Source organism: Rhodococcus sp. T2V, assembly GCF_029269925.1.
Lineage (GTDB): Bacteria > Actinomycetota > Actinomycetes > Mycobacteriales > Mycobacteriaceae > Rhodococcus_F > Rhodococcus_F koreensis.
This window is the reverse complement of the sequence record NZ_JARJBD010000014.1, coordinates 129,617-155,826: the sequence shown is the minus strand read 5'-3', so window position 1 is coordinate 155,826 and position 26,210 is coordinate 129,617. Positions and strand designations below refer to the sequence as shown.

The window sequence follows — 26,210 nt, the reverse complement described above, 5'->3', positions numbered from 1 at the left end:
CGGTCATCCAACTCGCACCCCCGCTGATCTGCGGGCAAACCGAATTCGACGAAATGGAAAACATCCTGCGCGGCGTCCTCACCGAAGCCTGGACCCTGCTGTAACGCAACAGGCCCCACATGAAGGCGGCACCTCGACAACGGCGTCGAGGTGCCGCCTTCGTGTTTCCGGTGTGCCGCACGCGCGCATCGCCCCTTCTCACGAGAACGGCAGAATCATGACTTCCCACTCCTCGCTGTCCGCGAACGGCGGAGCACGCCCGGACGGCCCCGATCGCGGTGAGAGCACGCATCCCCTGAACCGCGGATTGGGCGTCGGCGCCATCGTCTTCATGGTGATGGCCGCCGCCGCACCGCTCGCCGTCGTCGCCGCCCAGGTGCCCATCGTCATCGCGTTCGGCGGCAGCATCGGTGCACCGCTGTTCTTCCTGATCGCCGCCGTCATCCTCACCCTGTTCGCGGTCGGGTACACGCTGATGAGCAGGCACGTCCGCAACGCGGGGGCGTTCTACTCGTACGTGCAGGCCGGGCTCGGACGTATCAACGGGCTCGGTGCCGCGTTGCTGGCGCTCGTGTCGTATTCGATGCTTCTCATCGCCGTCTACTCCTATCAGGGGGTGGCGGCGAGCAACGCCGCCGCGCAGTACCTGCAGGTCGACGTCCCCTGGTGGGTGTTCTCGTTCGCAGCCTTCGCGATCGTCTCCGTGCTCGGGTACCGCGACATCGAGCTGAGTTCCAAGGTTCTCGGGGTGCTCCTGGTCGCGGAGGCACTCATCGTCGTCGTGCTCGATCTCGCCATCCTGGTCAAGGGCGGCGCAGCAGGACTGACGGCCGCGCCCGTGCTGCCGACCATGGTGTTCGACGGCTCGCCCGGACTGGGACTGATGTTCGCGTTCTTCGCCTTCTTCGGGTTCGAGGCCACGGCCGTGTTCCGGAACGAGGCGCGCGACCCCGACCGCACCGTTCCGCGCGCAACATACGTCGCGGTCGTGTCGATCGGTGCGTTCTACGCGTTGTCCGCGTGGGCGGTGGTCGTCGGAGCGGGTGTGTCCCATGCGGTGGATACGGCATCGGATGATCCCGTGAACATGGTGTTCGACCTCGCCACCCGGTACGCGGGGACGGTCGTGCACGACATCATGCAACTTCTCGTGGTGACCAGCGTCTTCGCGTGCGTCCTGTCGTTCCACAACGTCATCACGCGATACCAGTTCACGCTCGGCTCGATGGGAGTGCTGCCGTCGGCGCTCGGCCGGGTCAGCACGAAGTACGGGGCGCCGTCGCGCTCGTCGATCGTCCTGACCGCGATCTCGGGAGTGCTGATCGCGGTGGTCGCGGTCAGCGGCATCGATCCGATCACCCAGGCCTACACGTGGCTGTCCGGTGCGGCGACGCTCGGGATCGTCCTGCTCATGGCGCTCACCAACCTGGCGGTCATCGTGTTCTTCCGCAGGCACGATCTCGACAAGCGCCGGTGGCACACGGTCGTGGCACCGTCGCTCGCGATCCTCGGTCTGCTCGCGGTGGTCGCTCTCGTCGTGACCAACTTCGAACTCCTCATCGGAGATCGGCTGGGCGCGTTGATCATCGGAGGCCTGGTGCTCGCCGCGTACGGCGTCGGTGTGGTCGTCGCCCTACGGATGCGACGGTCCCGCCCTGCGGTCTACGCGGCGCTGCGGGACGGTGAACCGCAGAGCGGCGACTGACGCTGCGCAATGCGCAGCAGGGCCGACGGGATTTGACGCAAAGATTCAGTCATTGCGGGGTTGTGTGCCGGTTTGCGCGCTGTTAATGTGGTCTGCAACACGCAAAGCGTTGAATCAATCCGCATTGGCTGCCGAAATGCGCAGCATCGAGTCGTACCCGCCGCCGAAGCGGCGCAATCAGAGGAGCGTGTCTTGACGATTCAGGACTTTCCCACCGCAGGCTGGCCGGGCGGCGAGGCCGCCGCGGTGTCGTTGACCTTCGACGTCGACGCGGAGGCCGGCTGGCTCGGGGAGGGCGACGAGTACGCACGCCGCCTGACCATCCTGTCCGAGGGCCGCTACGGCGTCACGCGCGGAGTGCCGCGCATCCTCGACCTGCTCGCCCGATACGACATCTCGGCCACATTCTTCGTCCCCGGACACACCGCGGAGCATCACCCCGCGATGGTGGAGAGCCTGCTCGACGCGGGGCACGAGATCGGCCACCACGGGCACCTGCACCTGCGCAGCGACAAGGTGAGCGAGCAGCAGCAGATCGACGAGATCGACAGGGGCCTCGAAGCCCTCGAGCGGCTCGGCGTCCCGCGGCCGCGGGGATACCGCTCCACGTCCTGGGAACTCACCCCCGAGACATTCGGACTGCTCGTCGACCGTGGATTCCTCTACGACTCCAGCTGCATGGGCGACGACCGACCGTACGTCGAGGCCTGGGACGGCCTCGAGATCCTCGAACTGCCCGTGCACTGGTCGCTCGACGACTGGCCGCGCTTCGGCTGGAACATCGACGGAGGCGGCAACGTCGCCGACCCCGAAGAGCTGCGTCGTTGCTGGACAGCCGAATTCGAGTCCGCCCGCGCCGAACGTCGGCACACCAGCTTCACGATGCACCCCGAGGTCATCGGACGCCCCTACCGGCTCGCCCAGTTCGAGCAGGTGGTGGCACACATGGCCGAATCCGGCGACGTGTGGTTCGCCCGCCTCGACGAGGTCGCCGAACTCGTGGCGCCGCGACTGCTGCAGGTGGCGTCGTGACCCGCCGGTTCCGCTCCACGCAGACCCGGCCGTGGGACCGCGGATACGAATTCGGCAGTGCCCACGCGGAACAGGTCGGTGCGTCGGTGGCCGCGTACCAGCAGCTGTTCGACCGTGCCGCCGGCTCGGCCGTCGACCTGGACCACTGGGGGACCCTCGCCCTCGAGCAGATCACGGCGGCCGCACCCGCACTCGCCGACGAGATCGCCGGCATCGCGGACGGCGCCGGTCTGCCGGTGACCGCGGTCGCGGCGATCAATGCGCGTACCGAAGTGCTTGCGGCGGTGGGCTCGACCACGTCGAGTGAGTGCTCGACGGTCGTCCGGCTCCGGGACGGGGCGCCGCCGGTTTCCGTGCAGGCATGGGACTGGTTCGCCGAACTCGCCGACCTGTGGTTCGTCTGGGAGATCCCGCACGAGAACGGTCACCTGACCACCACTGTCACCGAATACGGCATCGTCGGCAAGATCGGCGTCAACGACCGCGGCCTGGGCGTGCACTTCAACATCCTCCACCACACGGGGGACGGAAACGGGGTCGGTGTCCCGGTACACGTGCTCGCCCGCGCCGTGCTCGACGAGTCGCGCGACCTCAACCACGCGCTCGTCCGGCTCGCCCAGGCGGAGGTGTCCGCGTCGACGTCGCTGACGCTCGTCGCGAGCACCGGTGGTGAGTCCGCTGCCGTGAGCGTCGAACTCAACCCCGGCGGGGTCGGGTACGCCCTGCCGGACCACGACGGCCTCCTCGTCCACACGAACCATTTCCTCAGCAGCCCGGCGAACCTGCACGACAGGGAACTCCGGGACGGACCGGACACCGTGATCCGGTTCGACCTGCTCCGCCGTCGACTGTCGGGCAGGCCGGACGTCGACGCACCCGTGGTTGTCGAGGCGATGACGTCGCACCTGCTCGGCGGCGGATCGACGTGCTGCCACGTCGACCCGTCCCTGCCGGCCTCGTCGCGTTTCGAAACCCTCGCGACCGTCTCGCTCGACGTCGAGAACGGAACCCTGACCGCCCATTCCGGTGGGCCCTGCACCATTCCTGCCGATTTCGCGGCACCGACCAAGGAGAACACCGTGCTGAAACTGAAGCGCATCGACAACATGGACATCCTCACGCGCGATGTCGACGCCCTGGTGGAGTTCTACCACGGCGTCCTCGGGCTGCCCTTCCACCTCCCCTACGAGAAGGACGAGGAGTGGGCGGCGATCGACATGGGCAACGTGACGCTGTACATCTTCAAATCCGAAGTGGGAGAACATGCTCCGCGCCGCACCGCGGTCAACCCCGACAACGCACCCGGCTACGACTCGATCGCGTTCGAGGTCGACAGCCTCGACGAGGCCGAGGCCGCGCTGGACGGACGCGTCGAATGGGTCGACGAGCGGATCCGGTGGAAGCACCCCAGCGGCACCTGGTACCAGTACCGTCCGTTCTTCGACCCCGACGGCAACATGCTGTACGTCACCGAGCCGCACATCGTGGGAGCGGGAGCATGAGTGTCTCCGCCATCCCGAGTGTGCGGCTGGACGACCGCGTCGCGCTGGTCACCGGCGCCGCACGCGGTATGGGGGCCGCACACGCGCGGACCCTCGCGTCCCGCGGCGCCGACCTGATCGTCGCCGACCTCGACGCCGCGGAACTGTCGGCGGTCGCCAAGGAGATCCGCGACAGCACCGGCCGCCGCGTCGAATGCCTCGAACTGGACGTCACCGCACCGGACGCCGGCGAACGCGTCGTCGCCGTCGCGAACGACACCTTCGGTCGCCTCGACATCCTGGTCCACAACGCCGGCATCATGCACGACTGGAAGGGTTTGAGCGACACACCCGTCGCGAACCTGCGGCCGTATCTCGACGTCAACGTCCTCGGGCCGTACGCCATCACCCGCGCCGCCGCGCCGCTCCTTGCCCGTAGCGAGGCACCGCGCGTCATCTTCATCTCCTCGCAGTGGGGGCAGGTCCCCGGCGGCCACTCCTACGGCTACATGGTGTCCAAGACGGCGCAACTCGGGCTGATGAAAGCGCTTGCTTCCGAACTCGTCTCGCGGAAGATCCTCGTCAACGCCGTCGCCCCGGGCGCGATCCACACCCGGATGGTCCCCGACGACGTCTACGCCGAGGAACTCGCCGCCGTCCCCCTCGGCCGCCTCGGCGATGCCCACGAAATCGCCGCGGCCGTCGCCTTCCTCGCCTCCGACGGAGCCGCCTTCATCACCGGACAGACCCTCGCGGTCAACGGTGGAGCGCTCGTCGTCGGCGCCTGATCTCCCCGAAAGGACCCTCGTGACCACCTCGATCCCCACCCCCACCAAACGCGAACTGGCCGAAGCGTCGATGCGCCGCTCCTGGTTCCCCGTCGCCCGCCTCTGCGACCTCGACAAGCCCCAGACGGCCACGCTTCTCGGCGTCAGCCTGGTGATCTACCGCGACGGCGAGGGGCGGATCTCGGTGCAGTCGCGGCGCTGCCCGCACCGCGGCGGCGACCTGTCGATGGGCGAAGTGCACCAGAGCTCCATCGGCTGCCCCTACCACGGCTGGGAGTTCTCCAGCACCGACGGCAGCTGCAGCCGCATCCCGTCCCTGGCCGATCAGGGCAAGATCCCGCCGCGCGCGTCGATCGCCACCTACCCCGCCGTCGAACGGTTCGGTCACGTCTGGACGGTGCTCGAGGACCCGATCCGCGACATGTACGAGATCGAGGAGTGGCAGGGCCTCGACCTCGAATGGCTGGCCGCCGACCCCATCGACTCGTCCGTCGGAGTCGGGGTGACGATCGAGAACTTCCGCGACGTCGCGCACTTCCCCTTCGTCCACAAGGTGTCGATGGGCCCGACACCGGAGGTCGTGGAACCGCTGAACGTCAACCGGGACGGCCTCGACGTCTGGATGGACCGGCCACTCGACGCCGGCTCCGGCGACTGGGCCAACGACGGCGACTGCATGATGCGGTACCGCTGCTCCGCACCGGGTCTCGCGTCCATCACGTACCACTACGAGAAGCTGGGCCGCCGTGTCGTCGCCGGGTTCCCGTCGCCGATCGACTACGAGCACGTCAAGATCTTCTGGGGCGTCGCCAACGAGGTCGGCTACCGCGGCGCCGACCTCGAGGAGTGCCTGCGCGTCGAAGAGATGGTGTACCTCGAAGACATCCCGATCGTCGAATTCATCGAACCCCGTGAAATCCCGTGGGATTCCGAGTTCCAGGAATTCTCCGTACCCGCCGACCTGTTCACCCTCAACTACCGGCGCTCGTTCACCGAGCTGATGAACCGCGTCAAGGACGGCAGCCATGTCAACGAGTTCGTCTGACCCGCAGACCCTCCCGCTGCGCGTCGTCTCCGCCCGCTGGGAAGCCGAGTCGATCACGTCGTACGAGTTCGCCCGTTCCGACGGCGGCGAGCTGCCGGCCTGGGAACCGGGCGCGCACGTCGACGTGCACCTGCCGTCGGGAACAGTCCGGCAGTACTCGCTGTGCGGCGACCCCGCCGACCCGAGCCGCTACCGCATCGCCGTCCTCGAACTGCCCGCAGGCAGGGGCGGCTCGGTGGAGGTCCATCGCGAGCTTCGTCCGGGTCGCGTGGTCGAGATCGGTCGTCCCCGCTCCAATTTCGCGTTGACCGAGGCGGGCAGGTACGTATTCGTCGCCGGCGGAATCGGCATCACCCCGATGCTGCCGATGATCCGGGAAGTGCAACGGCGCGGCGGGACCTGGAAACTGGTGTACGGAGCGCGCACCGCCGAGCACTTCGCGTTCGTGAGCGAGCTGGACGCGTCCGCGGTGCGACTGGTGCCGCAGGACACCAGTGGACACCTCGACCTGGAGTCCGTCGTGGCGTCCTCGGCGGGGGCGGCGGTCTACTGCTGCGGGCCGACACCGCTCATGGACGCGCTGGTGGAACGGATGTCGCAGGCGGGTCGCGCCGCCGACCTCCACCTCGAACGGTTCGCCGCGGCGGCCCCCGAGGTCGGGTCGAGTGGTGAGTTCGAGGTCGAACTGGCCCGCAGCGAGAAGGTGGTCCCGGTGCGCCCCGACCAGACGGTGCTCGAAGCGGTCCGCGGCGCCGGAATCGACCATCCGTCGTCGTGCGAGATGGGCATCTGCGGGTCCTGCGAGGTGAAGGTCCTCGGCGGCGACGTCGACCACCGCGACGACCTCCTCACCGAAAGCGAACGTGCGCAGTGCAACAGCATGATGATCTGTGTGTCCCGGGCCCGGGGTGATCGCCTGGTCCTGGACCTGTGACGGGGGGCGGCTCCGCCGCCCGTGAGTACTTGTTAACCGCGGGCGGTTAACAAGTACTCACGGGTGCGAAGCGCACGACGACGCCGGGACGGAGCAGGGCAGGGGGAGTGCGCCCGGCATCCCAGATCGATTCGTCCGTGGTCCCGATGAGCTGCCATCCGCCGGGCGAGGTGCGGGGGTAGATTCCCGTGAACTCCCCTCCGAGCGCCACGGTCCCGGCGGGGACGGAGGTCCGGGGCGTCGCGCGGCGCGGCACGTGCAGTTCGGGTGCACCGCCGGTGAGGTAACCGAAACCGGGGGCGAAGCCGCAGAACGCCACCGTCCACGGCGTTCCGGTGTGCGCCGCGACGACGCCGTCGACACCGAGCCCGGTCAGCTCAGCCACGTCCTCGAGGTCGGGTCCGTCGTAGCGCACGGCGATCCGGACCTCCTCCGGGGCGTCCTCGGCAACCGTCGCCGCCGGTAACGTCGTCCGCACCCACTTGGCGACGCGGTCGCGGCTCGTCGCGCCGTGGTCGAACCGCACCAGGATGGTGCGCGCCGCCGGTATCACCTCCCGGACCCCGGGTGGCCGGGAGTCGTCCAGAGCGCGAAAGTGTGCGAGCACGGTGCCCTGATCCTCGAACTCGGCGAGGATCGCGCTTTCTCCGACGTCCAGGATGCGCATCACACGAACGGCTCCACCGTGACGCCCTCGGCGTCGAGCAACGACCGGATGGCGGTGGCCATCTCGACGGCGGCGGGCGTATCGCCGTGTACGCAGACGGATTCGGCGGCGACCGCGAGGACGGTGCCGTCGACCGCTTCGAGGGTGTGATCGACGACGAGTCGACGGACCCGCTCCGCCACGACCGCCGGATCGTGCAGGACCGCGCCGTCCCTCGTGCGGGGCACCAGCGTTCCCTCGGGCGTGTACGCGCGGTCCGCGAACGCCTCGGTGACCGTCCGCAGCCCGGCCTTCTCGGCCTCCTCCAGGAACACCGAACCGGGCAGACCGAGAACCGGAAGCGTGTCGTCGTACGCGATCACCGCCGCGACCACCGCGCGGGCCTGTTCACGGTGATGCACGATCGCGTTGTACAGCGCGCCGTGCGGTTTCACGTACGCCACCGCGGACCCGGAGACCTGGGCGAGACCGTCGAGTGCGCCGATCTGATAGACGACGTCGGCCGTCAGATCACGCGGGGCGACGTCGATGAACCGGCGCCCGAACCCGGCGAGGTCGTGATAGCCCACCTGCGCGCCGATCCGGACCGTCAACTCGGACGCCGCGGAACAACAGGCCAGCAGGGTCGCGGGATCACCCGCGTGAAAACCGCAGGCCACGTTGGCGCTGGTCACGAGCTTCAGCATCGCCACGTCGTCGCCGAGGGTCCAGGCGCCGTAGCTCTCGCCGAGGTCGCTGTTCAGATCGATTGCCGGCACATATTCGATACTAGGGTTCCGAATGCCGTCTTGTAGATTCTCTCGCGGGGGCGGGCGGAACCGGTGAGGGTCCTGCTGCGTCAGAACAATTGACCGTGTGTGGCAGACCGCGCCATCGGAGGGGGAAACGTGACCGACCCGGCATACATCAAGGATCCCGAGAACTTCCACTCGGACCAGTGGGACCACGCGAGGATCGCGAGTGCCGTCGCCGGCATGGACGTCGAGCACGTGAGCGGCGTCGCGCGAGCCTGGACCGAACTGGGGACGACGGCCCACGACGCGATCGTCGAGTTCAGCGACGCGATCAAGAAGACGATCAGCGAGAGCTGGCAGGGGTCTGCCGCGTCGGCGGCCTACGTCGAGACCGAGCGGTACTCGACGTCCGCGCCGGAGGCACAGGATCAACTTCACGGAGTGGCGGCGGCGCTGACCCCGCTGGCGGAGACGGTCGCGTCGCTGCGGTCGCAGGTCCCGGAGACCATCGGCACCGGACTGTGGGACAAGCTGACCCCCTGGGACACGGACACCGAGGACGAGTACTACCGGCGCGAGGGCGAGGCGCGCGAGAAGATGGCCACGATCTACAACCCGGGGCTCGCGACTTCGGACGGCAACGTCCCGTCCTTCACGAGGCCGGAGAGCCGGGTCGATGTTCCTTCGGGTCCGTCCGCGCCCGGCGTCGACTACTCCAGCGGCGCCCCCACCTCGAGCGATCGGTTCGGGGGACCGAGCGCCGGGCAGCCGGCTTCCGGCGCCGCACCCGACAGCGACGCATCGGCTTCGCCCGGTACTCCCGCAGCGGACGGCACGCAGGAGGATGCGAACACCGCGCCGTCGTCGGCCACCGCGCCGGCGGCGACGGCCCCGGCCTCGGTGACGGGTGATCAGGCGCAGGGCCGGTCGGCGATGCCGCAGGGCGTCGATTCGTCCTCGGGTGCTGGCTCACGGGGCTCGGGTGCGGGCGGGGGTGCCGGAGCAGGCGGACTCGGCGTCGGCGGGCTCGGCAGCGCGAGCGGCGTCGGCGCCGGAAGTCGGGCGGGGTCCGGAGCCCGGTCGGGCTCCATGCCGCCCGGGGCCGCGGGCGCTGCGGCCGGTGGTCGCAGCGGCGCCGGGATGCGGGGCACCGGCCCGATGGGCGGCGGAATGATGGGCGGGGCGCCGGGGGCTGCCAAGGGCGGCGGCGAGGACAAGGAACACAAGACGCCCGACTACCTGATCACTCTCGACAACGGCAACGAGCTGATCGGCAAGCTGCCCCTCGTCTCGCCGCCGGTGATCGGCGCGTGAGCATGCGCAATTGGCGGCTGCGTCCCGAACTGTTCGACGCTCTGTGGGCCGTCACCGGGCAGGACCGCATCCCGTACCCGTTCCGGATCGTCAGCGCGCACCCCGGGCTCAACGCCTATGTGGCAGAGCAGAACCAGATAAGGGAAGCCTTCGGGGGAGCCGAGCACGACGACGTGAAGTCGGCGTTGGGCGTGCTCGCCGAGCCCGAGGTGTACGTCGAGATCTCCGGCTCCGCCGCCGACGAGACACCGATCCGCATCATCGGTGCGCAGCACCGGCAGTGGGTCGTGATCGCGTCACAACTCCCCGGCCGGGCACAGCGGATCGGCGGCGACGTGGTGATCGGCGCCGGGAAGGCCGGACGACTGGGCGCCCAACTGATCGGCCTCATCCCGCAGAACGCCGCCGGCAGGCGCCGGTTCCAGCGACGCGACGAAGAAGACGCCCACTTCTCCCAGGGAATCCTGCAGGAAGTCAACCGGGCGGCTCCCGTCCCGCGACTCGAATCAGCCGTGCAGAAGGGATACGCGGGACGCGGCCAGATCCGAGTCTTCCGCGGCCCCCGCTACGGCACCGGCCGCGACGTCGGCGTCATGCAGTGGATCGACATCGCCGGCGACGGCCGCTACGTGATCGGCCAGCACGATCCCGCCGCCGCGCATCCGGCAGGCCCCGACCAGCTCGTATCCTCGCTCGACACCCTGATCAGGGTCGGTACAACTCCTCGAGCAGGCTCGGGCGGTGCCCGCGGTTGGTAGATTGCCACGCGCAGGCGATTGCACAGGTGGGGACACAGGGAGGGGACACGGACATGGCGGGGCCAGAAGCACCGGAAGCCGGTTGGAAGGCTTTCACCGAGAACGTCGTCGGGGGCGGCCGGCTCGAACTCGATCCGGCCGGGTTAGAGCAGTGCATCAAGCTTTGTGATGACCACGCGAAGGGGTGGGGTGACCTCGCGAGCCGGGCCCGCACAGAACTACGCGCGGTCGCCTTGGGAATCGGTGAGGCGGACATTACGTCGGCAGCGGATATCGCTCGAAAGTTCGACGAGAAAGCTATTGGTGGCGAGGGAATTGATTTCTCCAACACTGCTGTGGGCCTGTTCAGGGCTCATCAAACTTATGCATTGGACATGAAGTCCATGTTCGAAGCGGTCTTGCGGCGATATGCGGAGCAGGATTCTGCGACCGCGGCTGCCCTCGGCGCGACGGAGGAAATGGTGTGAGAAAGAGTCGGTACCGAGTTGTCGCGAGCGTCTGCGCAATGGCCTCGCTCGGCACCGTAGCGGCGGCCTGTACGACTGGTGCCGAAGGCGCCGCTGCGCACGAAGACGCGCCGGTCATCACCTACCAACCATGCGATGGAATTCCGGCAGATGCCACCGCACAGGCTCGGATCGACGCCCAAGCACCGGTGCGTGAGAACGATACGAACCCCACCTCGAATTCGTGCCGATATCTGGACAGCGACCTCTATTACGGTGTTGTTATCTCAGCGCGTGCCGAGACTGTTCAGGACATTGAAGAGAGCGGGCGATTTCAAGTCCTGAGTGAGACCGAAATCGGCGGACGGCGAACGCTCGTCTCGGACTTCCATGGCGGTAGTGCGTGCACGGTGTCAGTGGACGTCGATCCGGGGGTTCTCGAGATCATGATCGGTTACAGCGAGTTGGAGGACTTCAGGACTGTCGATGCGGCGTGCGGTAGGGCCTTAGAGGTTGCAACTACTCTTTCACCGCACTTTCCCGACCACCTGTGATTCCTCGTGTCCGGCGCTTCTCATAGCTGTTCGTGATTGTGACGGGCGTCGGGCTCGCGGGCGGCAGTACGGAGCCGGTCGAGGGTCGGGCGGACTAGGCGACACTCTTGGAGATTGCGTTCCACCCGTGCGACGGGTCTTCCTCGGAAGCCCTCGCTGCTGTCCGTCTGGAGGCCTGGCTATCGGACCGCATGCCGACTGCGACAATCCCCAGAATTTCGGATGCGGATTGCAGTCGCAGAATTCCTACTCAGGCGTCGTAATTTCGGCAATCGGTGAATCTCCCGACAGCGTAGTGAGCGACGATCGCTTCGCCGTCCTGAGTGAGATGGAGATCGATAGTTGGCGTGCGTTGGTGTCGGATTTTCGTGGGGGTAGTACGTGCACGGTGTCGGTTGCGATCGAGCCGGGGATTCTCGAGTTCATGATCGGGTACAGCGAACTGGAGGATTTCACCACTGTCGAGGCGGCGTGTGATCCGTGAGTCTTTCGGCGCAAACCCGGTCCTTCAGGTCTGGGATAGCCGATCTAGTTTTGAGTACATATCGGAGGTCAAGCCACGTGGCGGCTCGGAGGCTTGGTCTTGGCGGGCCGGGCTGTTGGAGCGCATCGCGACTCTTGGGACTCCTGGCCCACCGCCTGCTTGCGGCGCTCACCCATCCGCTTGTATCGGACGCTGTCGCGCCGCCGCGGGTCGATCTTGTAGCGCGCCTTGACGATGGCCCGGCCTCGGCCTCGGTGATGTGGGTGCCGTCGACGTCCCGCAAGGCGTACGGCCGGCCGGTGCGTATGCAGGCGCGATCCGGGTGACCAGATCGGTGGCCAGATGACAGATCGCAGACTCGTGATGCCGGTCGCCGACCATCAACCGCTGGTACTTCGCCGCGAACTGGGGATCGACCCTGTGGGCCTGGTCGGCGGAGGTGCACAACATGACGACTGGTCAAGCAGCGTTCCACGATGGTCAAGCCCGGGTTGTGGTCTATGCCCGGCTCGATCCGTTGGCCGAGTTGCTCGGGCCAGCGTGGTATGCGGTACTCGGGTCCAACTACAGCATCGCGGCGCTCGAATTCCTGGCCCGCTATGGCGATCCGCATGCCGTAATCCGGTTAGGCCGAGCGCGGCTGACCAGGTTCCTGATCGCCCGGTCCCGCGGCGCGACGATCACGCCGCCGGGCTCATCACCGCGGCCCGAGAGGCCCTCGCCCTATGGGGCACCAGCGACGGGTCCGACGATATGGACTTCGCCGAGCTCGCTGAGGACATCGCCCGCGAAGCCGAACAGGCACTGTTCCTGACCCGTCAGATCAAGCAGATCGACGAGCGAGTCGCGAACCTCTACGCCGACGCCGACGCCGACCCGGCCAGTTGCGCCGCCGAATGCGCACACTGGGTCGGGTCGAAGGCTTCCCAGATCTCCATCACTTCCCTGGCACACGTGGTCATGGGGCTCCTTCGGTCGGTTGGTTTGCGCGGCAAACCAAGCCAACTCGGCGAAGGAACCCCGCCCGGTATTTACGCCTGCGTGTCAATCAGCTGTTTCGTGGCCGCCGACCCGGAATTCTCGTGTCCACTGATCCGGAGAAACCGTGTCCGCCCAACCGGAGCGAACTGACCGCCTACAAGGAGTCTGACGTGTCCGTTGGCAACTCCTTCCGAGGCTAGATGTCGGACTATGTGGCTAGTGTCTTCGGTCATGGCGGGGAGGGTGGTGAAGCGGGCGTTCAAGTTTCGTTTCTATCCGACTGCGGTGCAGGCGGAACAGCTTGCTCGGACGTTCGGGTGCACCCGGTATGTCTACAACCGGGCGTTGGCGGAGCGGACGCGGGCGTGGTCGCAGGAACAGCGGCGGATCACCTATGCGGACACCTCGAGGATGCTCACCGGATGGAAGCGCGATGCCGAGACCGCGTGGTTGGCGGAGCCGTCGAAGGGGCCGTTGCAGGAGTCGCTGCGGCAATTGCAGGGCGCGTTCGAGAGGTTCTGGCGCGGGCAGTCCTGCTACCCGCAGTTCAAGAAGAAGGGGCAGTCGAAGGATTCGGCGACCTACTTCTCGAACTGCTTCACCTACCGGGGCGGGCAGCTCCGGTTGGCCAAGCAGTCCGAACCCTTGGATATTCGGTGGTCGCGGCCGCTGCCGGAGGGGGCCGTGCCGTCGCAGGTGACGGTGTCGCGCAATGCTCGCGGTCAGTATCACATCTCGATCCTCGTCGAGGACACCATCACCGAACTCGATCCGGTCGATCGGGTGGTCGGGCTCGACGCCGGGATCACCAGCCTGTACACGCTCTCGACGGGGGAGAAGATCACCAACCCGCGACACGAGCGCAGGGACCGTGCGCGGTTGGCGAAGGCGCAACGGGTGCTGGCCAAGAAGGAGAAAGGGTCCCGTAACCGGGCCAAGGCCCGAGTGAAGGTCGCGAAGATTCATGGCCGGATCGCTGATCGGCGGCGCGATTATCTGCATAAACTCTCCACTCGTTTGGTGCGCGAAAATCAAGTGATCGCCATCGAGGATCTGAGTGTGCGGAATATGGTGAAGAATCGGTCGTTGTCTCGGGCGATCTCGGATGCGGGTTGGTCGGAGTTCCGGTCGATGCTCGAGTACAAGGCCGTCTGGTACGGGCGGCGGGTGGTGGCGGTCGATCGGTTCTGTCCGTCGTCGAAGACCTGCTCGGTATGTGGGGAGATCGCCTCGACGATGCCGCTGGACGTGCGGGAGTGGACGTGCCGATGTGGCGTCGTCCATGATCGGGATGTGAACGCGGCAAGGAATATTTTGGCCGTCGGACTGGCGGTGGCAGCCTGCGGAGACGGTGTGAGACCACCCCGCACATAAAGTGCGGGGCGGCGACTGTCTGTGAAACAGGAACCTCGGGACGTGAGTCCCGAGGGGAATCTCGGTCGTTCACGGCCGAGAGGACGTCAACAGGCGACGAAGGTGGCGACGACGCTGGCGCCGTATTTCCCCGACCACCTGTAGGCGGCTTGCATCGATCCGGCTCAGTGCGTGTGTGCGTGCGTGTGGGCGATGCGTCCGGCGTTCTTGCGTCGTGAGGACCCGCTGAGCCGGCAGGCGAGGTAGATGACGAACGAGATCGTGGTGACGAAGCTGGACACGGGCACGCCGGGTGCGAGGGACAGCAGGATGCCGCCGACGGCGGCGAGTTCGGCGAACACGATCGACAGGATGGTCGCCTTGAGGGGGCTGGCGGTGACGTAGGCGGCGGCTGCGGCGGGGGTGATGAGCAGTGCCATGACGAGGAGTGCGCCGACGATCTGGACGCCGAGGGCGGCGGTGATGCCGACGAGGACGGCGAACACGATCGACAGGGCGCGCACGGGGACTCCGCGGGCTTCGGCGACGTCGGGGTCGGTGCTCGAGAACAGGAGGGGACGGTAGATCAGGCCGAGGACTCCGATGACGAGGACGGCGCACAGCAGCAGCAACTGCAGGCCGCTGTCTCCGGGTGCGACGATCTGGCCGATCAGCAGCGAGAAACTGGTGCCGGTGCGCCCTTGGTACGACCAGATGAACAGCACGGACAGGCCGAGCCCGAACGCCATGATCACGCCGATCACGGAGTCACGGTCGCGGGCCTTCGCGCCGAGCAGCCCGAAGAGGACGGCCGCGACCACGGAACCGGCGATGGCGCCCGCCCCGACGCTGACGCCGATGAGGAGGGCAGCGGATGCGCCGGTCAGGGACAGCTCGCTCGTGCCGTGCACGGCGAACGACATCTGCCTGCTCACGATGAGCGGTCCGATGGCTCCCGCGAGGAGTCCGAGGATGGCGCCCGCGATCAACGCCTGCTGCACGAAGTCGTACTGCAGGAGGTCGACGGTGGCGGAGACGTCGAACATGCGTGACATGGCGTCGGTGAACTTGTTGCTCATGCGTGTCCCTCGTCCGTGTGGTGCACACCCTCGCCGGGGCGGAGGCCGCCCGCACTGCCGAGGGCGTCGATGGCGTCGCCGGTGCCGATCACGACGAGGCGGCCGCGCACGTGCAGCACCTCGACGTCGGTGCGGTACAGCTCTGACAGCACCTCCGACGTCATGACCTCTTCGGGTTTGCCGATCCGGAACTGGCCGTCGACGAGGTAGAGCACCCGGTCGACGAGGGGGAGGATCGGGTTGATCTCGTGGGTGACGAACAGGACCGCGGTGTCGTGGGTGCGGCGCCGCCGGTCGATGAGTCCGGACACGAGGTTCTGGTTGGCGAGGTCGAGGCTGAGCAGCGGCTCGTCGCACAGCAGGATCTGCGGGTTGCCGACGAGGGCCTGCGCGATCCGCAGCCGCTGCTGCTCACCGCCGGACATGGAGCCGATCGGCGCGTCCGCGTAGTGCTGGGCGCCGACCTCGGCGATCGCCGCGTCGACGATGGCCCGGCGCCGGCCGCGACGGAGGAGACCGGTTCCCCACTGGTGGCCGTCGACGCCGAGCCCGACGAGGTCGCGGCCGCGGAGCGGCAACCCGTCGTCGAGCGACTTCTGCTGGGGGATGTACCCGACGTGCGAATTACCCTTCCGCGCGGGGGTTCCGGCGATGCGGGCGGTGCCGGAGCTGAGGGCGAGCTGGCCGAGCAGCACCTTGAGCAGCGACGTCTTGCCCGACCCGTTGGGCCCGAGGACGGCGACGAATTCGCCGGGTTCCACGGTGAGGTCGAGGTCCTGCCAGAGTGTGCGTTCGCCGAAGGACAGCCGCGCCCCCGTCAATTCCAGTGCGGGGACGCGACCGTTGCCGACGTTCTTCGAAGTGGGTTCTGTCACAAGCCGATCAGTTCTATTGCAGAGCCGCGGCGAGCGACTCGGCGGTGTTGGTCTGCCACTGAATGTAGTCCAGGCCTTCGGGCAGGGTTTCGGTCACCTCGACGACGGGGATGCCCGCCGACTCGGCCGTGGCGCGCACGTCCTGGGTGACCCGGTCCTGTGTCTGCACGTTGTAGACGAGGGCCTGCACCTGTTTGCCGGTGAGCAGCTGTCGTGTGGCGGCGATGGCGGCGGGTGCGGGGTCGTTGCCATTCTCGATGGCGCTCGTGAAATCGGGCGGGGTGACGTCCTCCAGGCCCGCGGACTGGAGCAGGTAGTAGGCGATCGGTTCGGTCTGCGCGACGGGTGCGTCCTTGTGCGCTGCCGCGATGCCGTCGGTGATCGCGGAGATCTGCTCGAGCTGACCGTGGAAGGTGGCGGCGTTGGCCTTGTAGGCGTCGGCGTTGTCGGGGTCGAGTTGGCCGAGCTTGTCGGCGATGGACTGCGCGGTGGCATCGACGGTGTCGACGTCGAACCAGACGTGTTCGTTGACGTCGCCGTGGTCGTGGCCCTCGTGCGAGTCACCGCCGTCCGAGTGCTCGCCCTCGCCCTCGTGCGCGCCGCCCTCGAGGAGGTCGAACGCGTTGACCGTGAGCTGGTCGCTGTTGCCGGTGCCGATGATGTCGTCGACGAAGTGGTCGTATCCGCCGCCGTTATAGACGATCAGCGACGCGTCGGTGAGCTTGGCGGCGTCGGTGGGGCTCGCCTCGAAGGAGTGCGGGTCGGACGACGGTTCGGTGATGATCGAGGTGACGTCCACCTTGTCGCCGGCGACGGCCTGGGCGACGCTGCCCCAGACGTTGGTCGACGCGACGACGGTCAGGGTGCCGTCGCCGGTCGTGTCGGAGCCGCACGCGGTGAGGGTGAGGGCCGCGGCGAACGACAGCCCGACGGCCGCCGTGGCCGCACGAAAACCTGAGGAAGCGCGCACAGAGAACTCCTGACAGAACGAATCGCTAAACGCTATTGGAAACCGTTACCGTTGCACTTTAGCGGATCGGTCCTGGTAGCGCACTTTCGGTGCAGCCCCGACGAGCCCGAACCCGGGCCAGGTACTAACGTCCCCCTATGCCCAGGTCTCGACAGCCACGTCGCCAAGCCACGCTGGCGTCGCTCGCGGCCGAGCTCAATATTTCGCGAACGACGGTGTCCAACGCCTACAACCGGCCGGATCAACTCTCCGCGGAACTCCGCGACCGGGTGCTGCAGGCGGCAAAGCGCCGCGGCTACCCGGGCCCCGACCCGGTGGCCCGGTCGCTGCGCACCCGTAAGGCCGGCGCCGTGGGACTGCTGCTCACCGAGGCCCTCAGCTACTCCTTCCGCGACCCCGCCGCGATGAGCTTCCTGTCCGGGCTGGCCGAGTCGTGCGAGGCCGCCGGGCAGGGCCTGCTCCTGATCCCGGCGGGCCCGGGCCGGGAGGAGGCGGACGCCGCGGCGGTCGTGCAGCAGGCGGGCGTCGACGGGTTCGTCGTGTACTCGGTGGCCGACGACGACCCGTACCTCGCGGCGGTGTACGAGCGGCACCTGCCGATGGTCGTGTGCGATCAGCCGCGGGAGATCCCGGGAGCGTCGCTCGTGGGCATCGACGACCGCGGCGCGATGCGCGGTCTCGCCGACTACCTCATCGGCCTCGGCCACCGCGACATCGGCGTGCTGAGCATGAGGCTGGGGCGCGACCGCGCGGACGGGGTCGCCGACGCGGAGCGGCTGCGGTCACCGAACTTCCACGTCCAGCGCGAACGCATCGAGGGCGTGCGCGACGCCATGTCCGACGCCGGCCTGGACCCCGCCACCCTCACCGTCATCGAGCGGTTCGAGCACACCGGGAAGTCGGGGCACGCCGGTGCCGCGCAGGCGCTCGCCGTCAATCCGCGCATCACCGCGCTCGTGTGCACCACCGATGTGCTCGCGCTCGGCGCGCTGGACTGGGCGCGCTGGCAGGGCATCGACGTGCCCGGACAGCTGTCGGTCACCGGATTCGACGGCATCGACGACGCACTGCGCGAGGGCCTGACCACGGTGCGGCAACCCCAGGAGGAGAAGGGCCGCCGCGCGGGTGCCCTGCTCATGTCGCCGTCGCACTCCGGGGTCGCGACCGTCGAGATGCTCGAGACCGAACTGCTGCGCGGTTCGACGGCCGGGCCCGCCAGACGCTGACCCGGCCGCCGGCTCACGCCAGGAGCTGGGCGCAGCGGAGCAGGCCCAGGTGGCTGTACGCCTGGGGGTGGTTGCCCAGCGACCGCTCGGCGACGGGGTCGTACTCCTCGCTGAGCAGGCCGGTCGGTCCGGCGGCGTCGACCAGTTGCGCGAACAACGCCTCCGCCTGCGACCGCTGACCGATCAGCAGGTACGCCTCCACCAGCCAGGCCGCGCAGAGGTGGAACCCGCCCTCGGTGCCGGGCAGTCCGTCGTCGTGGTGGTACCGGTACACGGTGGAACCGCTGCGCAGTTCCGCCTCGGTGGCGGTGACGGTGGCCGCGAACTTCTCGTCCGACGGGTCGATCAGCCCGGACAGTCCGATGTAGAGGGTGGCGGCGTCGAGGTCGGTGCCGTCGTAGGCGGCGGTGTACGAGCGGACCTCGTCCTTCCAGCCCTTCTCGCGCACCTCGTCCGCGATCTTGTCGCGCAACGGCGTCCACCCGGGCTCGATGTCGCGCCCGAAGTGCTCGGCCAGCGCCACCGCGCGGTCGATGGTGACCCACCCCATCACCTTGGAATACACGTGGTGACGGGGGTTGTCGCGGATCTCCCAGATGCCGTGGTCGGGTTCGAACCAGCGACGTTCGACGGCCTCGACCATGGCGCAGACCAGTTCCCAGTCGCGGTCGTTGAGCGCCACCTCCGCGCCCTGCTTCTCGCGGGCATGGGACAGGTCGTGGATGAGTTCGACGATGGGTCCGAACACGTCGAGTTGCACCTGCTGGTTGGCCGCGTTGCCGATGCGGACCGGCCGCGAGCCGGCGTAGCCGGGCAGCGAGTCGATGACCGCCTCGGGCGGCAGGCCGCCGCCGTGCAGCGTGTACAGGGGGTGCAGGCGTTCGGGGCCGGGCAGCGTCTCGAGGACGTCGTGCACCCAGTCGAGGTAGCCCTCGGCCTCGCTGAGCGAACCGAGGCTGACGAGCGCGGACGCGGTGAGCGCGGCGTCGCGGAGCCAGCAGTACCGGTAGTCCCAGTTGCGGACGCCGCCGATCTCCTCGGGCAGCGAGGTGGTGGCGGCCGCCATGATCGCGCCGGAGTCGACGTGGACCAGGCCGCGGAGGGTGAGCGCGGAGCGCTTCATCAGGTCGGGTTTGAGCGTGGGCAGGGTGAGGCTCTTCGCCCAGTCCGACCAGTACGATTCGGCCAGCGCGCGGCGTTCCGCCTCCGGGGTCTCGGACGGTCCGAGTTCCTCGGTGCCGCAACGCAATTCCAGGACGACGTCGCCACCGGACGGATCGACGACGGCATGCGCGGTCTGCTGGTTGCCGTCGGAGGTGACGTTCCACTGCACGCCGGGGGAGCGCAGCACGATCGGCTCGTTGGTGCCGTGCACCCGCAGTCCCTCGCTGACCGCCTCGAGGATGACCTGGCCCTGACCGAACTCGGGCCGCGGTGCGAACGTCACGACGGCGGCGGCCTGCCCGCTGATCACCCGGGTGAGGTCGGTGCGGCCCAGACGGACGTCGTGCGGCAGGTAGTCGGTGACGGAGAGGCTGGCCCACCGGGTCTGCACGGTCATCGTGCTGTCGATGTACCGCTGGCTCAGCGGCAGGGCGCTGCGGTGCGGGCCGACGCTGAAATGGCCGGCCTCCGGTCCGCCGAGCAGGTGCGCGAACACGGACGCCGAGTCGGGTTCGGGGTGACACAACCATGTGAGGGTCGCGTCCGGGGTGACGAGGGCGACGGTCCGCGGGCTGGCGAGCATGGTGAGGCGCTCGATCGGCGGCGCGTGCGCCCCGGACAGCCAGGTGCGGCGCTCCTCGAGCAGGAACGCGAGGGCCGCGGCGACGTCTTCGGTGCTCGACACCCGGAATTCGGCGAGGCTCTCGCCGGGGCCGACCTTCACACCGAGGTCGGGGCCTTGGAGGCGTGCGAACGCCTTCTCGTCGGTGACGTCGTCGCCGACGAACACGGCCGCGGTCGCGCCGTCCTGGTGGCGGATCAGGTCGAGGGCATGGCCCTTGTCGGTGGCGACGACGGCCAGTTCGATGACGGACTTGCCCTCGGTGACCTGCACGCCCACCCGCTGCCCGGCGTCGGCGCGCACCGCCGCCAGTGCGCGGGCGCCTTCCTCGGCGTCGGCGTTGCGGACGTGCAGGGCGACGCTCGCCGGCTTCGCCTCCACCGACGTGCCGGCGTGCAGGGCGGAGATCCGCCTGAGTTCCTCGGTGATCTCTCCGAGGAGTTTCTTGGCGTCGGCGTCGATCGCATGGATGAACCCGATGTCGAATTCCGAGCCGTGGCTGCCGACGAGTTGAACCTCGGCAGGCAGCCGCGACAGCGCGGCGAGGTCTTTGAGTGCCCGGCCCGAGATCACGGCCGCCGTGGTTCCGGCGAGGCTGGCCAGGGCGCGGAGAGCGCGGACCGATTCGGCGTGGGGAAACGCCTTTTCGGGGTCCGAGACGATGGGGGCCATCGTGCCGTCGTAATCGGACGCGACGAGCAGGCGAGGGGTCCGCGCGACCCGGGAGAGGGCACGACGAAGTTCGATGGGCAGATCATGGGCGCTCACACGTTCAAATCTAGGGGATGTGACGGATGTGAGCGCGTTCTCGGCCGGGGCTGTGCCCCGATCGCGTCCTACTCGGGTCTGCGGCTCCCGTCACCGAGCAGCAGTTCGACGGTGAGTTCGAGCCGATTCGCGACATCGGTAGCGGACGAGCGGCGTGTGAGCCAGGCCACCAGGTTCGACAGCCACACGTCGGAGATGACGCGGGCGACGGCCAGTTGGTCCTCGGTGGGTTCGGTGTCCGTCATCGCGCGGGCGAACAGCCGGTCCATCAGCTTGCCCACCTGATCGACCTCGGCGGCGGCGGACGCGTCGGCGAACATGAACGCGCGCGTCATGGCCTCGGTCAGCAGCGGGTCGCGCTGCATGGCCCGGGTGATCTGGCTGAGGATCAGCTGCATCCGCTCGAGGGGGTTCCGGCCCGGCGGGTTCTTTCCGCGGGAGTCGATCCGCTCGAACTCGCGGGCGAGCGCCGACACCAGCAGGTGCACCTTGGACGGGAAGTAGCGGTACAGCGTTCCCACGGCGACGTCGGCGCGTTCGGCGACGGCCCGCATCTGCACGGCTTCGTATCCGCCCTTGGACGCCAGGGCCAGGGTCGCGTCGAGGATCCGCTTGCGCCGTTCCTTCTGCGCGTTGGAACTGAGATCGTCCTCGCCCAGCGTCGCCGCAGCGACCGTCGTGGACCGTGATCGAGAGCTGGTCGTCATTACCTGTTTTCCTTCGCGCCTTGACTCATGGCCAGGTGTCATATTAGAACACGTTCTAGACGAATGTGTCATTCAGGAGAGGCGGATACCCGTTGTGACTATCGCCACCACCGAGGAACAGAGAGCTGCAGCGGGTGCGATCCAGGCGTGGGCGCGGTCGACGGACCCGCTGGTCACAGTACGGCAAGGACCAGCAGATTCGTGGCACACGTCGTGGCCGTCCTTCTCTTCGCTCGGAATTTTCTCGGTCGCCGTGCCCGACGAGGTCGGTGGGTCGGGGGCGGAGATCGTCGATCTCGCCGCGATGCTCGAACGGGCCGCGACCGAACTCGTCCCGGGTCCTGTTCTCTCCACCGCTCTGGCCGCTCTCGTCGTCGGGCGCAGCTCCGGCGCCGCCGCGAAACGATGGTCCGAGGATCTCGCCGACGGCGCGATGCCGTGCGCGGTGGCTCTCGGCAACTCCCCGGTGAACGCAACCCTCGGCGCCGACGGCGGGTTGACGGTCACCGGCGACGCCGGCTTCGCGATCGGCGGCGACACGGGAGTGACCGTGCTGCTGCCTGCCGACACGGGCGAGCAGGTCGTGTGGTGCCTGGTCGACGGCGAATCCGACGGCCTGAACATCACGGTCGCCGACACGATCGACAAGAGCCGTCCGCTCGCGCGGGTGTGGTGCGACGGGGTGGCGGTGGCGGCCGACCGTGTGGTCACGGGGGTGCGGGACGGGCTGGTGTCCGACCTCGCCGCGACCCTGGCCGCCGCGGAGGCGTCCGGCATCGCGGCCTGGTGTCTGCGAACGGCGGTGGAGTACGCCAAGATTCGCGAGCAGTTCGGAAAACCGATCGGCTCGTTCCAGGCGATCAAACACCTGTGCGCGGAGATGCTGTGCCGCGTCGAACAGTCCGGGGCAGCGGCGTGGGACGCGGCCGTGGCGGCGGAGGACGCGTGGAATGCGGACGGTGGCGAGCTGCCGGTCGCGGCGGCGGTGGCGGCGACGATCACGCTCGACGCCGCCGTCGAGACCGCCAAGGACTGCATCCAGGTGCTCGGCGGAATCGGCTTCACGTGGGAGCACGACGCCCACTTCTACCTGCGCCGGGCGACGTCGCTGCGGCAGCTGCTCGGCGGCTCCGCCCGCTGGCGGTCGCGGGTCACGGAACTGACCCGGGCGGGCGCTCGCAGGCACCTGTCGATCGACCTGACGAGCCTGGGCGCCGAGCGGGCGCGGATCCGCGCCGACATCGCCGCACTGGTGGCGCGGCCGGAGTCGGAGCGACGCGCCGCCCTGGCCGAGTCGGGCTACCTGGCGCCGCACTGGCCCGCGCCCTACGGGCGAGGCGCGCGCGCCGCGGAGCAGATCCTGATCGAGGAGGAACTGGCGGCCGCCGGGATCGGCAGACCCGACCTCGTGATCGGCTGGTGGGCCGTGCCGACCATCCTCGAGCACGGCAGCGCCGAGCAGATCGAGCGTTTCGCCACCCCGACGCTGCGCGGCGAGGTCATCTGGTGCCAGCTGTTCAGCGAACCCGGCGCCGGCTCCGACCTGGCGGCGCTGCGGACGTCGGCGGAGAGGGCGGACGGCGGGTGGCGGCTGAACGGCCAGAAGGTGTGGACGTCGAGGGCGCAGGAGGCGGACTGGGCGATCTGCCTGGCGCGCACCGATCGGGAGGCGCCCAAACACAAGGGCATCAGCTACTTCCTCGTCGACATGACGAGCCCCGGCATCACCGTCTCGCCGCTGCGCGAGATCACCGGCGACGCCCTGTTCAACGAGGTGTATCTCGAGGACGTGTTCGTGCCGGACGACCTGGTGGTCGGCAATCTCGGCGACGGCTGGAAGCTGGCCCGCACCACGCTGGCGAACGAGCGGGTCTCGATGGGCGGGGGCTCTTCGCTCGGTGCGGCGATGGAGGAACTGCTCGCACTCGCGGGTGACGGCGACCCGGTCACCGACGACACGCTCGGCCGGCTCATCGGCAACGCTCTCGTCGGCTCGCAACTGGAACTGCGCACCACCCTCCGGCAGCTGGACGGCCAGGACCCCGGGCCCGAATCGAGCGTCCGCAAGCTGGTGGGCGTCCGTCAGCGGCAGGCGGTCGCGGAATTCGCGATGGAACTCGGCGGCGCGGACGGCTGGGTGGAGGGTCCGCTCGCGCGCGAGTTCCTGAACACCCGCTGCCTCTCCATCGCGGGCGGAACGACGCAGATCCTGCTGACCGTGGCGGCCGAGCGGATTCTGGGGCTGCCGCGCGGCTGAGCCGGGCCGCGATCGGCCTTTCGCGGGGTCCGGGATGGTGATACAACTAGAACACGTTCTAAATTGAAAGTGGGATTGTCAGCGTGGACTTCACTCCAGACGAAACCCAGGAGGCCGTGGCCCAGGTCGCGGCCGGACTGCTGGCCCGCGACCTCGACGGCGACGCCCTCTGGGCCGCCTTCGCCGACGCCGACCTGCTGACTCTCGCGCTGCCGGAACGTCTCGGTGGCGAAGGGCTCTCGGTCACCGACGTCGGCGCGCTGCTGACCGAGGTCGGGCGGAAGGCGGCGCAGGTCCCCGCGCTGGCGACGCTCGGATTCGGGGTGCTGCCCATCGTCGCGCTGGGCGAAGACGGGCAACAGGACGCCCTGCTCACCGGTCTCGCCGACGGTCGCACGTTCACCGCGGCGCTCGCCGAACCCGGGGCGCAGTTCCCGGCACGGCCGTCGGTGACCGCGGTCGCGGACGGCGACGGCCACTCTGTCACCGGGCGCGTGCTCGCGGTCCCGTATGCCGAGCAGGCGCATCGGATACTGGTCCCGACGGATGCTGGGGTGGTGCTGGTGGACCCGGACGCGGACGGCGTCACGCTCGCACCGACACCCTCGGCGTCGGGCAGTCCCGAATTCGCGATCACGTTCGACCGGGCGCGGGGCGATCTGCTCGCGGCCGGCGACAACGCGGTGCAGACGCTGTACCGGATCGCGCTGGCCTCGATCGGGGCGGTGGCCGACGGGCTGCTCTCCGGTGCAACGGTTCTGGCGGGCGAACATCTCGCCACCCGGCACCAGTTCGGCAAGCCGCTCGCCACGTTCCAGGCCGTCTCGCAGCAGATCGCCGACGTCTACGTCACGTCCCGCACCCTCCACGTGTCGGCGCTCGCGGCGTCGTGGCGGGTGTCCGAGGGCCTGGACGCACAGGACGATCTGGACGTGATGGCCTACTGGATCGCCGCCGAGGTGCCCGCCGCCATGCAGGTGCTGCACCACCTGCACGGCGGGATCGGCGTCGACGTGACGTACCCGCTGCACCGCTACTACTCGACCGCCAAAGACCTGGCCCGCCTCGTCGGCGGCGCCTCGTACCGACTCGACCTCGTGGGGGCCCGGTGTTCATCGATCTGACCGACGAGCAGCGTGCGCTGCAGGCGGAACTCCGGCGCTACTTCTCCGGGCTGATCTCCCCGGCCGAGGCGGAGGTGATGCGCACCGAGCGCCACGGCGCCACCTACCGCGAGGTCATCCGCCGGATGGGGAAGGACGGCTGGCTCGGGGTGGGCTGGCCGGTGGAGTTCGGCGGCCGCGGTTTCGGGGAGATCGAGCAGCAGATCTTCGTGAACGAGGCTGTGCGCGCCGATGTTCCGCTGCCGTCGGTGACGCTGCAGACGGTGGGGCCGACGCTGCAGACCTACGGCACCGAGGAGCAGAAGCGCAAGTTCCTGCCCGCGATCCTGGCGGGCGAGGTGCACTTCGCGATCGGCTACACCGAACCCGAGGCGGGAACAGACCTGGCGGCGCTGCGGACCACGGCCACCCGGGTGGGGGACGAGTACGTCGTCAACGGCCAGAAGATCTTCACCACCGGCGGCCACGACGCCGACTACCTGTGGCTCGCCGTTCGCACCGGTTCGTCCGACTCGCGACACCGTGGCATCTCCATCCTGATCATGGACACCAAGGACCCCGGCTACAGCTGGACGCCGATCATCACGTGCGACGGCGCGCACCACGTCAACGCCACGTACTACTCCGACGTCCGGGTGCCCGCGAACATGCTGGTGGGCGAGGAGAATCAGGGCTGGCGCCTGATCACCACGCAGCTCAACCACGAACGCGTCATGCTCGGGCCCGCCGGGCGGGTCGGGGGTCTGTACGACCGCGTTCGCAACTGGGCGGTCGTGCACGACCTGCTCGGCGAACCGGACGTGCGGCGCGCGCTCGGCGAGATCCACGCGACGTACCGCCTCAACGAACTCCTCAACTGGCAGGTCGCGTCCAGTGAGTCGGATGCCGTCGACATCGCCGACGCGTCCGCGACGAAAGTGTTCGCCACCGAACGCATTCAGCGCATCGGCAGGCTCGCGGAGGAGATCGTCGGACGTTACGGCGACCCGTCGGAGCCGGCGACCGCCGACCTCGTGACGTGGCTCGACATGCAGGTGAAACGCAACCTCGTCATCACGTTCGGCGGCGGCGTCAACGAGGTGATGCGCGAGCTGATCGCGACAGCCGGCCTGAAACTTCCCCGAGTCCCGCGATAGGAGCGC

The 26,210-nt window shown here is 68.6% G+C and carries 23 protein-coding genes and 1 pseudogene; 17 read left to right on the top strand and 7 right to left on the bottom strand.

Going from position 1 to position 26,210, the window contains the following annotated elements:
- The first annotated feature begins 217 nt into the window (after positions 1–217).
- The 6 genes from P3H15_RS14975 to P3H15_RS14950 all read left to right on the top strand — a co-directional run bounded on the left by P3H15_RS14975 (position 218) and on the right by P3H15_RS14950 (position 6,985).
- Positions 218–1,705, top strand: a complete 1,488-nt coding sequence (locus P3H15_RS14975) for an APC family permease (protein ID WP_276137952.1) — start codon at positions 218–220, stop codon at positions 1,703–1,705.
- 192 nt (positions 1,706–1,897) lie between these two features.
- Positions 1,898–2,737, top strand: coding sequence for a polysaccharide deacetylase (locus P3H15_RS14970; protein ID WP_276137951.1), 840 nt, complete (start codon positions 1,898–1,900; stop codon positions 2,735–2,737).
- Entirely contained in the window at positions 2,734–4,239 is a 1,506-nt protein-coding gene (locus P3H15_RS14965; RefSeq protein WP_276137950.1) for a C45 family autoproteolytic acyltransferase/hydolase, read from the top strand. Before P3H15_RS14970 ends, P3H15_RS14965 begins: the two co-directional genes overlap by 4 nt.
- Complete coding sequence (locus P3H15_RS14960) at positions 4,236–5,006, top strand: SDR family NAD(P)-dependent oxidoreductase (protein WP_276137949.1); 771 nt, start codon at positions 4,236–4,238, stop codon at positions 5,004–5,006. The genes P3H15_RS14965 and P3H15_RS14960 overlap by 4 nt, the downstream gene beginning before the upstream one ends.
- Positions 5,007–5,025: 19 nt before the next feature.
- Positions 5,026–6,051 carry an aromatic ring-hydroxylating dioxygenase subunit alpha gene (locus P3H15_RS14955; protein WP_206014554.1) on the top strand — a complete coding sequence of 342 codons (1,026 nt, stop codon included), beginning with the start codon at positions 5,026–5,028 and terminating at the stop codon, positions 6,049–6,051.
- Positions 6,032–6,985: a PDR/VanB family oxidoreductase gene (locus P3H15_RS14950; RefSeq protein ID WP_276137948.1), complete on the top strand. Its 954-nt coding sequence runs from the start codon at positions 6,032–6,034 to the stop codon at positions 6,983–6,985. Before P3H15_RS14955 ends, P3H15_RS14950 begins: the two co-directional genes overlap by 20 nt.
- Before the next feature lie 46 nt (positions 6,986–7,031).
- Here the strand turns inward: P3H15_RS14950 and P3H15_RS14945 are convergent, their stop codons facing one another.
- Complete coding sequence (locus P3H15_RS14945; RefSeq protein ID WP_276137961.1) at positions 7,032–7,652, bottom strand: allophanate hydrolase subunit 1; 621 nt, start codon at positions 7,650–7,652, stop codon at positions 7,032–7,034.
- Entirely contained in the window at positions 7,652–8,410 is a 759-nt protein-coding gene (locus P3H15_RS14940) for a LamB/YcsF family protein (RefSeq protein ID WP_276137947.1), read from the bottom strand. The genes P3H15_RS14945 and P3H15_RS14940 overlap by 1 nt, the downstream gene beginning before the upstream one ends.
- Positions 8,411–8,539: 129 nt before the next feature.
- Between P3H15_RS14940 and P3H15_RS14935 the strand changes: the two genes are divergently transcribed.
- The 7 genes and pseudogenes from P3H15_RS14935 (at position 8,540) to P3H15_RS14905 (ending at position 14,297) form a co-directional block, all read left to right on the top strand.
- The gene (locus tag P3H15_RS14935; protein WP_276137946.1) at positions 8,540–9,700 is read left to right on the top strand and encodes a hypothetical protein; all 1,161 of its coding nucleotides are present in this window, start codon (positions 8,540–8,542) and stop codon (positions 9,698–9,700) included.
- A complete protein-coding gene (locus tag P3H15_RS14930) occupies positions 9,697–10,458 on the top strand; it encodes an ESX secretion-associated protein EspG (protein WP_346348779.1) in 762 nt (253 codons plus the stop codon). Before P3H15_RS14935 ends, P3H15_RS14930 begins: the two co-directional genes overlap by 4 nt.
- Before the next feature lie 53 nt (positions 10,459–10,511).
- On the top strand, positions 10,512–10,925 hold the full coding sequence (locus tag P3H15_RS14925; protein WP_276137945.1) for a hypothetical protein: 414 nt from the start codon (positions 10,512–10,514) through the stop codon (positions 10,923–10,925).
- Between the two features lie 38 nt (positions 10,926–10,963).
- Positions 10,964–11,458 carry a DUF3558 domain-containing protein gene (locus tag P3H15_RS14920; RefSeq protein WP_276137944.1) on the top strand — a complete coding sequence of 165 codons (495 nt, stop codon included), beginning with the start codon at positions 10,964–10,966 and terminating at the stop codon, positions 11,456–11,458.
- Between the two features lie 295 nt (positions 11,459–11,753).
- Entirely contained in the window at positions 11,754–11,942 is a 189-nt protein-coding gene (locus P3H15_RS55500) for a hypothetical protein (RefSeq protein ID WP_346348778.1), read from the top strand.
- 452 nt (positions 11,943–12,394) lie between these two features.
- Positions 12,395–12,812: pseudogene (locus P3H15_RS14910) on the top strand (IS110 family transposase); the annotation flags it as partial.
- Positions 12,813–13,154: 342 nt separating this feature from the next.
- Positions 13,155–14,297, top strand: a complete 1,143-nt coding sequence (locus P3H15_RS14905; RefSeq protein ID WP_276137943.1) for an RNA-guided endonuclease TnpB family protein — start codon at positions 13,155–13,157, stop codon at positions 14,295–14,297.
- A 164-nt stretch (positions 14,298–14,461) separates the two neighbouring features.
- On the opposite strand, the gene P3H15_RS14900 is transcribed toward P3H15_RS14905, so the two are convergent.
- Genes P3H15_RS14900 through P3H15_RS14890 form a run of 3 tightly spaced genes read right to left on the bottom strand, consistent with a single transcriptional unit; the run spans position 14,462 to position 17,200 of the window.
- Positions 14,462–15,355: a metal ABC transporter permease gene (locus P3H15_RS14900; protein WP_072939481.1), complete on the bottom strand. Its 894-nt coding sequence runs from the start codon at positions 15,353–15,355 to the stop codon at positions 14,462–14,464.
- Positions 15,352–16,230, bottom strand: a complete 879-nt coding sequence (locus P3H15_RS14895; protein ID WP_276137942.1) for a metal ABC transporter ATP-binding protein — start codon at positions 16,228–16,230, stop codon at positions 15,352–15,354. Before P3H15_RS14895 ends, P3H15_RS14900 begins: the two co-directional genes overlap by 4 nt.
- 13 nt (positions 16,231–16,243) lie before the next feature.
- Positions 16,244–17,200 (bottom strand): metal ABC transporter solute-binding protein, Zn/Mn family, encoded by a 957-nt coding sequence (locus P3H15_RS14890; RefSeq protein ID WP_276137941.1) that lies wholly within the window; start codon positions 17,198–17,200, stop codon positions 16,244–16,246.
- A gap of 137 nt (positions 17,201–17,337) precedes the next feature.
- Here P3H15_RS14890 and P3H15_RS14885 point away from each other — a divergent pair, with 137 nt between their 5' ends.
- On the top strand, positions 17,338–18,426 hold the full coding sequence (locus tag P3H15_RS14885) for a substrate-binding domain-containing protein (RefSeq protein WP_276137940.1): 1,089 nt from the start codon (positions 17,338–17,340) through the stop codon (positions 18,424–18,426).
- Positions 18,427–18,439: 13 nt separating this feature from the next.
- On the opposite strand, the gene otsB is transcribed toward P3H15_RS14885, so the two are convergent.
- Positions 18,440–20,980, bottom strand: a complete 2,541-nt coding sequence (gene otsB, locus P3H15_RS14880; protein ID WP_276137939.1) for a trehalose-phosphatase — start codon at positions 20,978–20,980, stop codon at positions 18,440–18,442.
- 68 nt (positions 20,981–21,048) lie between these two features.
- Positions 21,049–21,687 carry a cholesterol catabolism transcriptional regulator KstR gene (kstR, locus tag P3H15_RS14875; RefSeq protein WP_005566090.1) on the bottom strand — a complete coding sequence of 213 codons (639 nt, stop codon included), beginning with the start codon at positions 21,685–21,687 and terminating at the stop codon, positions 21,049–21,051.
- 94 nt (positions 21,688–21,781) lie between these two features.
- On the opposite strand from kstR, the gene P3H15_RS14870 reads away from it, so the two are divergent.
- From P3H15_RS14870 to P3H15_RS14860, 3 genes are all read left to right on the top strand, one after another.
- Entirely contained in the window at positions 21,782–23,944 is a 2,163-nt protein-coding gene (locus tag P3H15_RS14870; RefSeq protein ID WP_276137938.1) for an acyl-CoA dehydrogenase, read from the top strand.
- 83 nt (positions 23,945–24,027) lie between these two features.
- Entirely contained in the window at positions 24,028–25,068 is a 1,041-nt protein-coding gene (locus P3H15_RS14865; RefSeq protein WP_276137937.1) for an acyl-CoA dehydrogenase family protein, read from the top strand.
- Positions 25,053–26,204, top strand: a complete 1,152-nt coding sequence (locus P3H15_RS14860; protein WP_276137936.1) for an acyl-CoA dehydrogenase family protein — start codon at positions 25,053–25,055, stop codon at positions 26,202–26,204. The genes P3H15_RS14865 and P3H15_RS14860 overlap by 16 nt, the downstream gene beginning before the upstream one ends.
- The last annotated feature ends 6 nt before the right edge of the window (positions 26,205–26,210 follow it).

Coding starts and splice junctions, on each gene's coding strand:
- P3H15_RS14950 (WP_276137948.1), top strand. CDS start 6,032: ATGTCAACGAGTTCGTCTGACCCGCAGACCCTCCCGCTGCGCGTCGTC.
- P3H15_RS14925 (WP_276137945.1), top strand. CDS start 10,512: ATGGCGGGGCCAGAAGCACCGGAAGCCGGTTGGAAGGCTTTCACCGAG.
- P3H15_RS14960 (WP_276137949.1), top strand. CDS start 4,236: ATGAGTGTCTCCGCCATCCCGAGTGTGCGGCTGGACGACCGCGTCGCG.
- P3H15_RS14905 (WP_276137943.1), top strand. CDS start 13,155: ATGGCGGGGAGGGTGGTGAAGCGGGCGTTCAAGTTTCGTTTCTATCCG.
- P3H15_RS14975 (WP_276137952.1), top strand. CDS start 218: ATGACTTCCCACTCCTCGCTGTCCGCGAACGGCGGAGCACGCCCGGAC.
- P3H15_RS14885 (WP_276137940.1), top strand. CDS start 17,338: ATGCCCAGGTCTCGACAGCCACGTCGCCAAGCCACGCTGGCGTCGCTC.
- P3H15_RS14945 (WP_276137961.1), bottom strand. CDS start 7,652: ATGCGCATCCTGGACGTCGGAGAAAGCGCGATCCTCGCCGAGTTCGAG.
- P3H15_RS14900 (WP_072939481.1), bottom strand. CDS start 15,355: ATGAGCAACAAGTTCACCGACGCCATGTCACGCATGTTCGACGTCTCC.
- P3H15_RS14920 (WP_276137944.1), top strand. CDS start 10,964: ATGGCCTCGCTCGGCACCGTAGCGGCGGCCTGTACGACTGGTGCCGAA.
- kstR (WP_005566090.1), bottom strand. CDS start 21,687: ATGACGACCAGCTCTCGATCACGGTCCACGACGGTCGCTGCGGCGACG.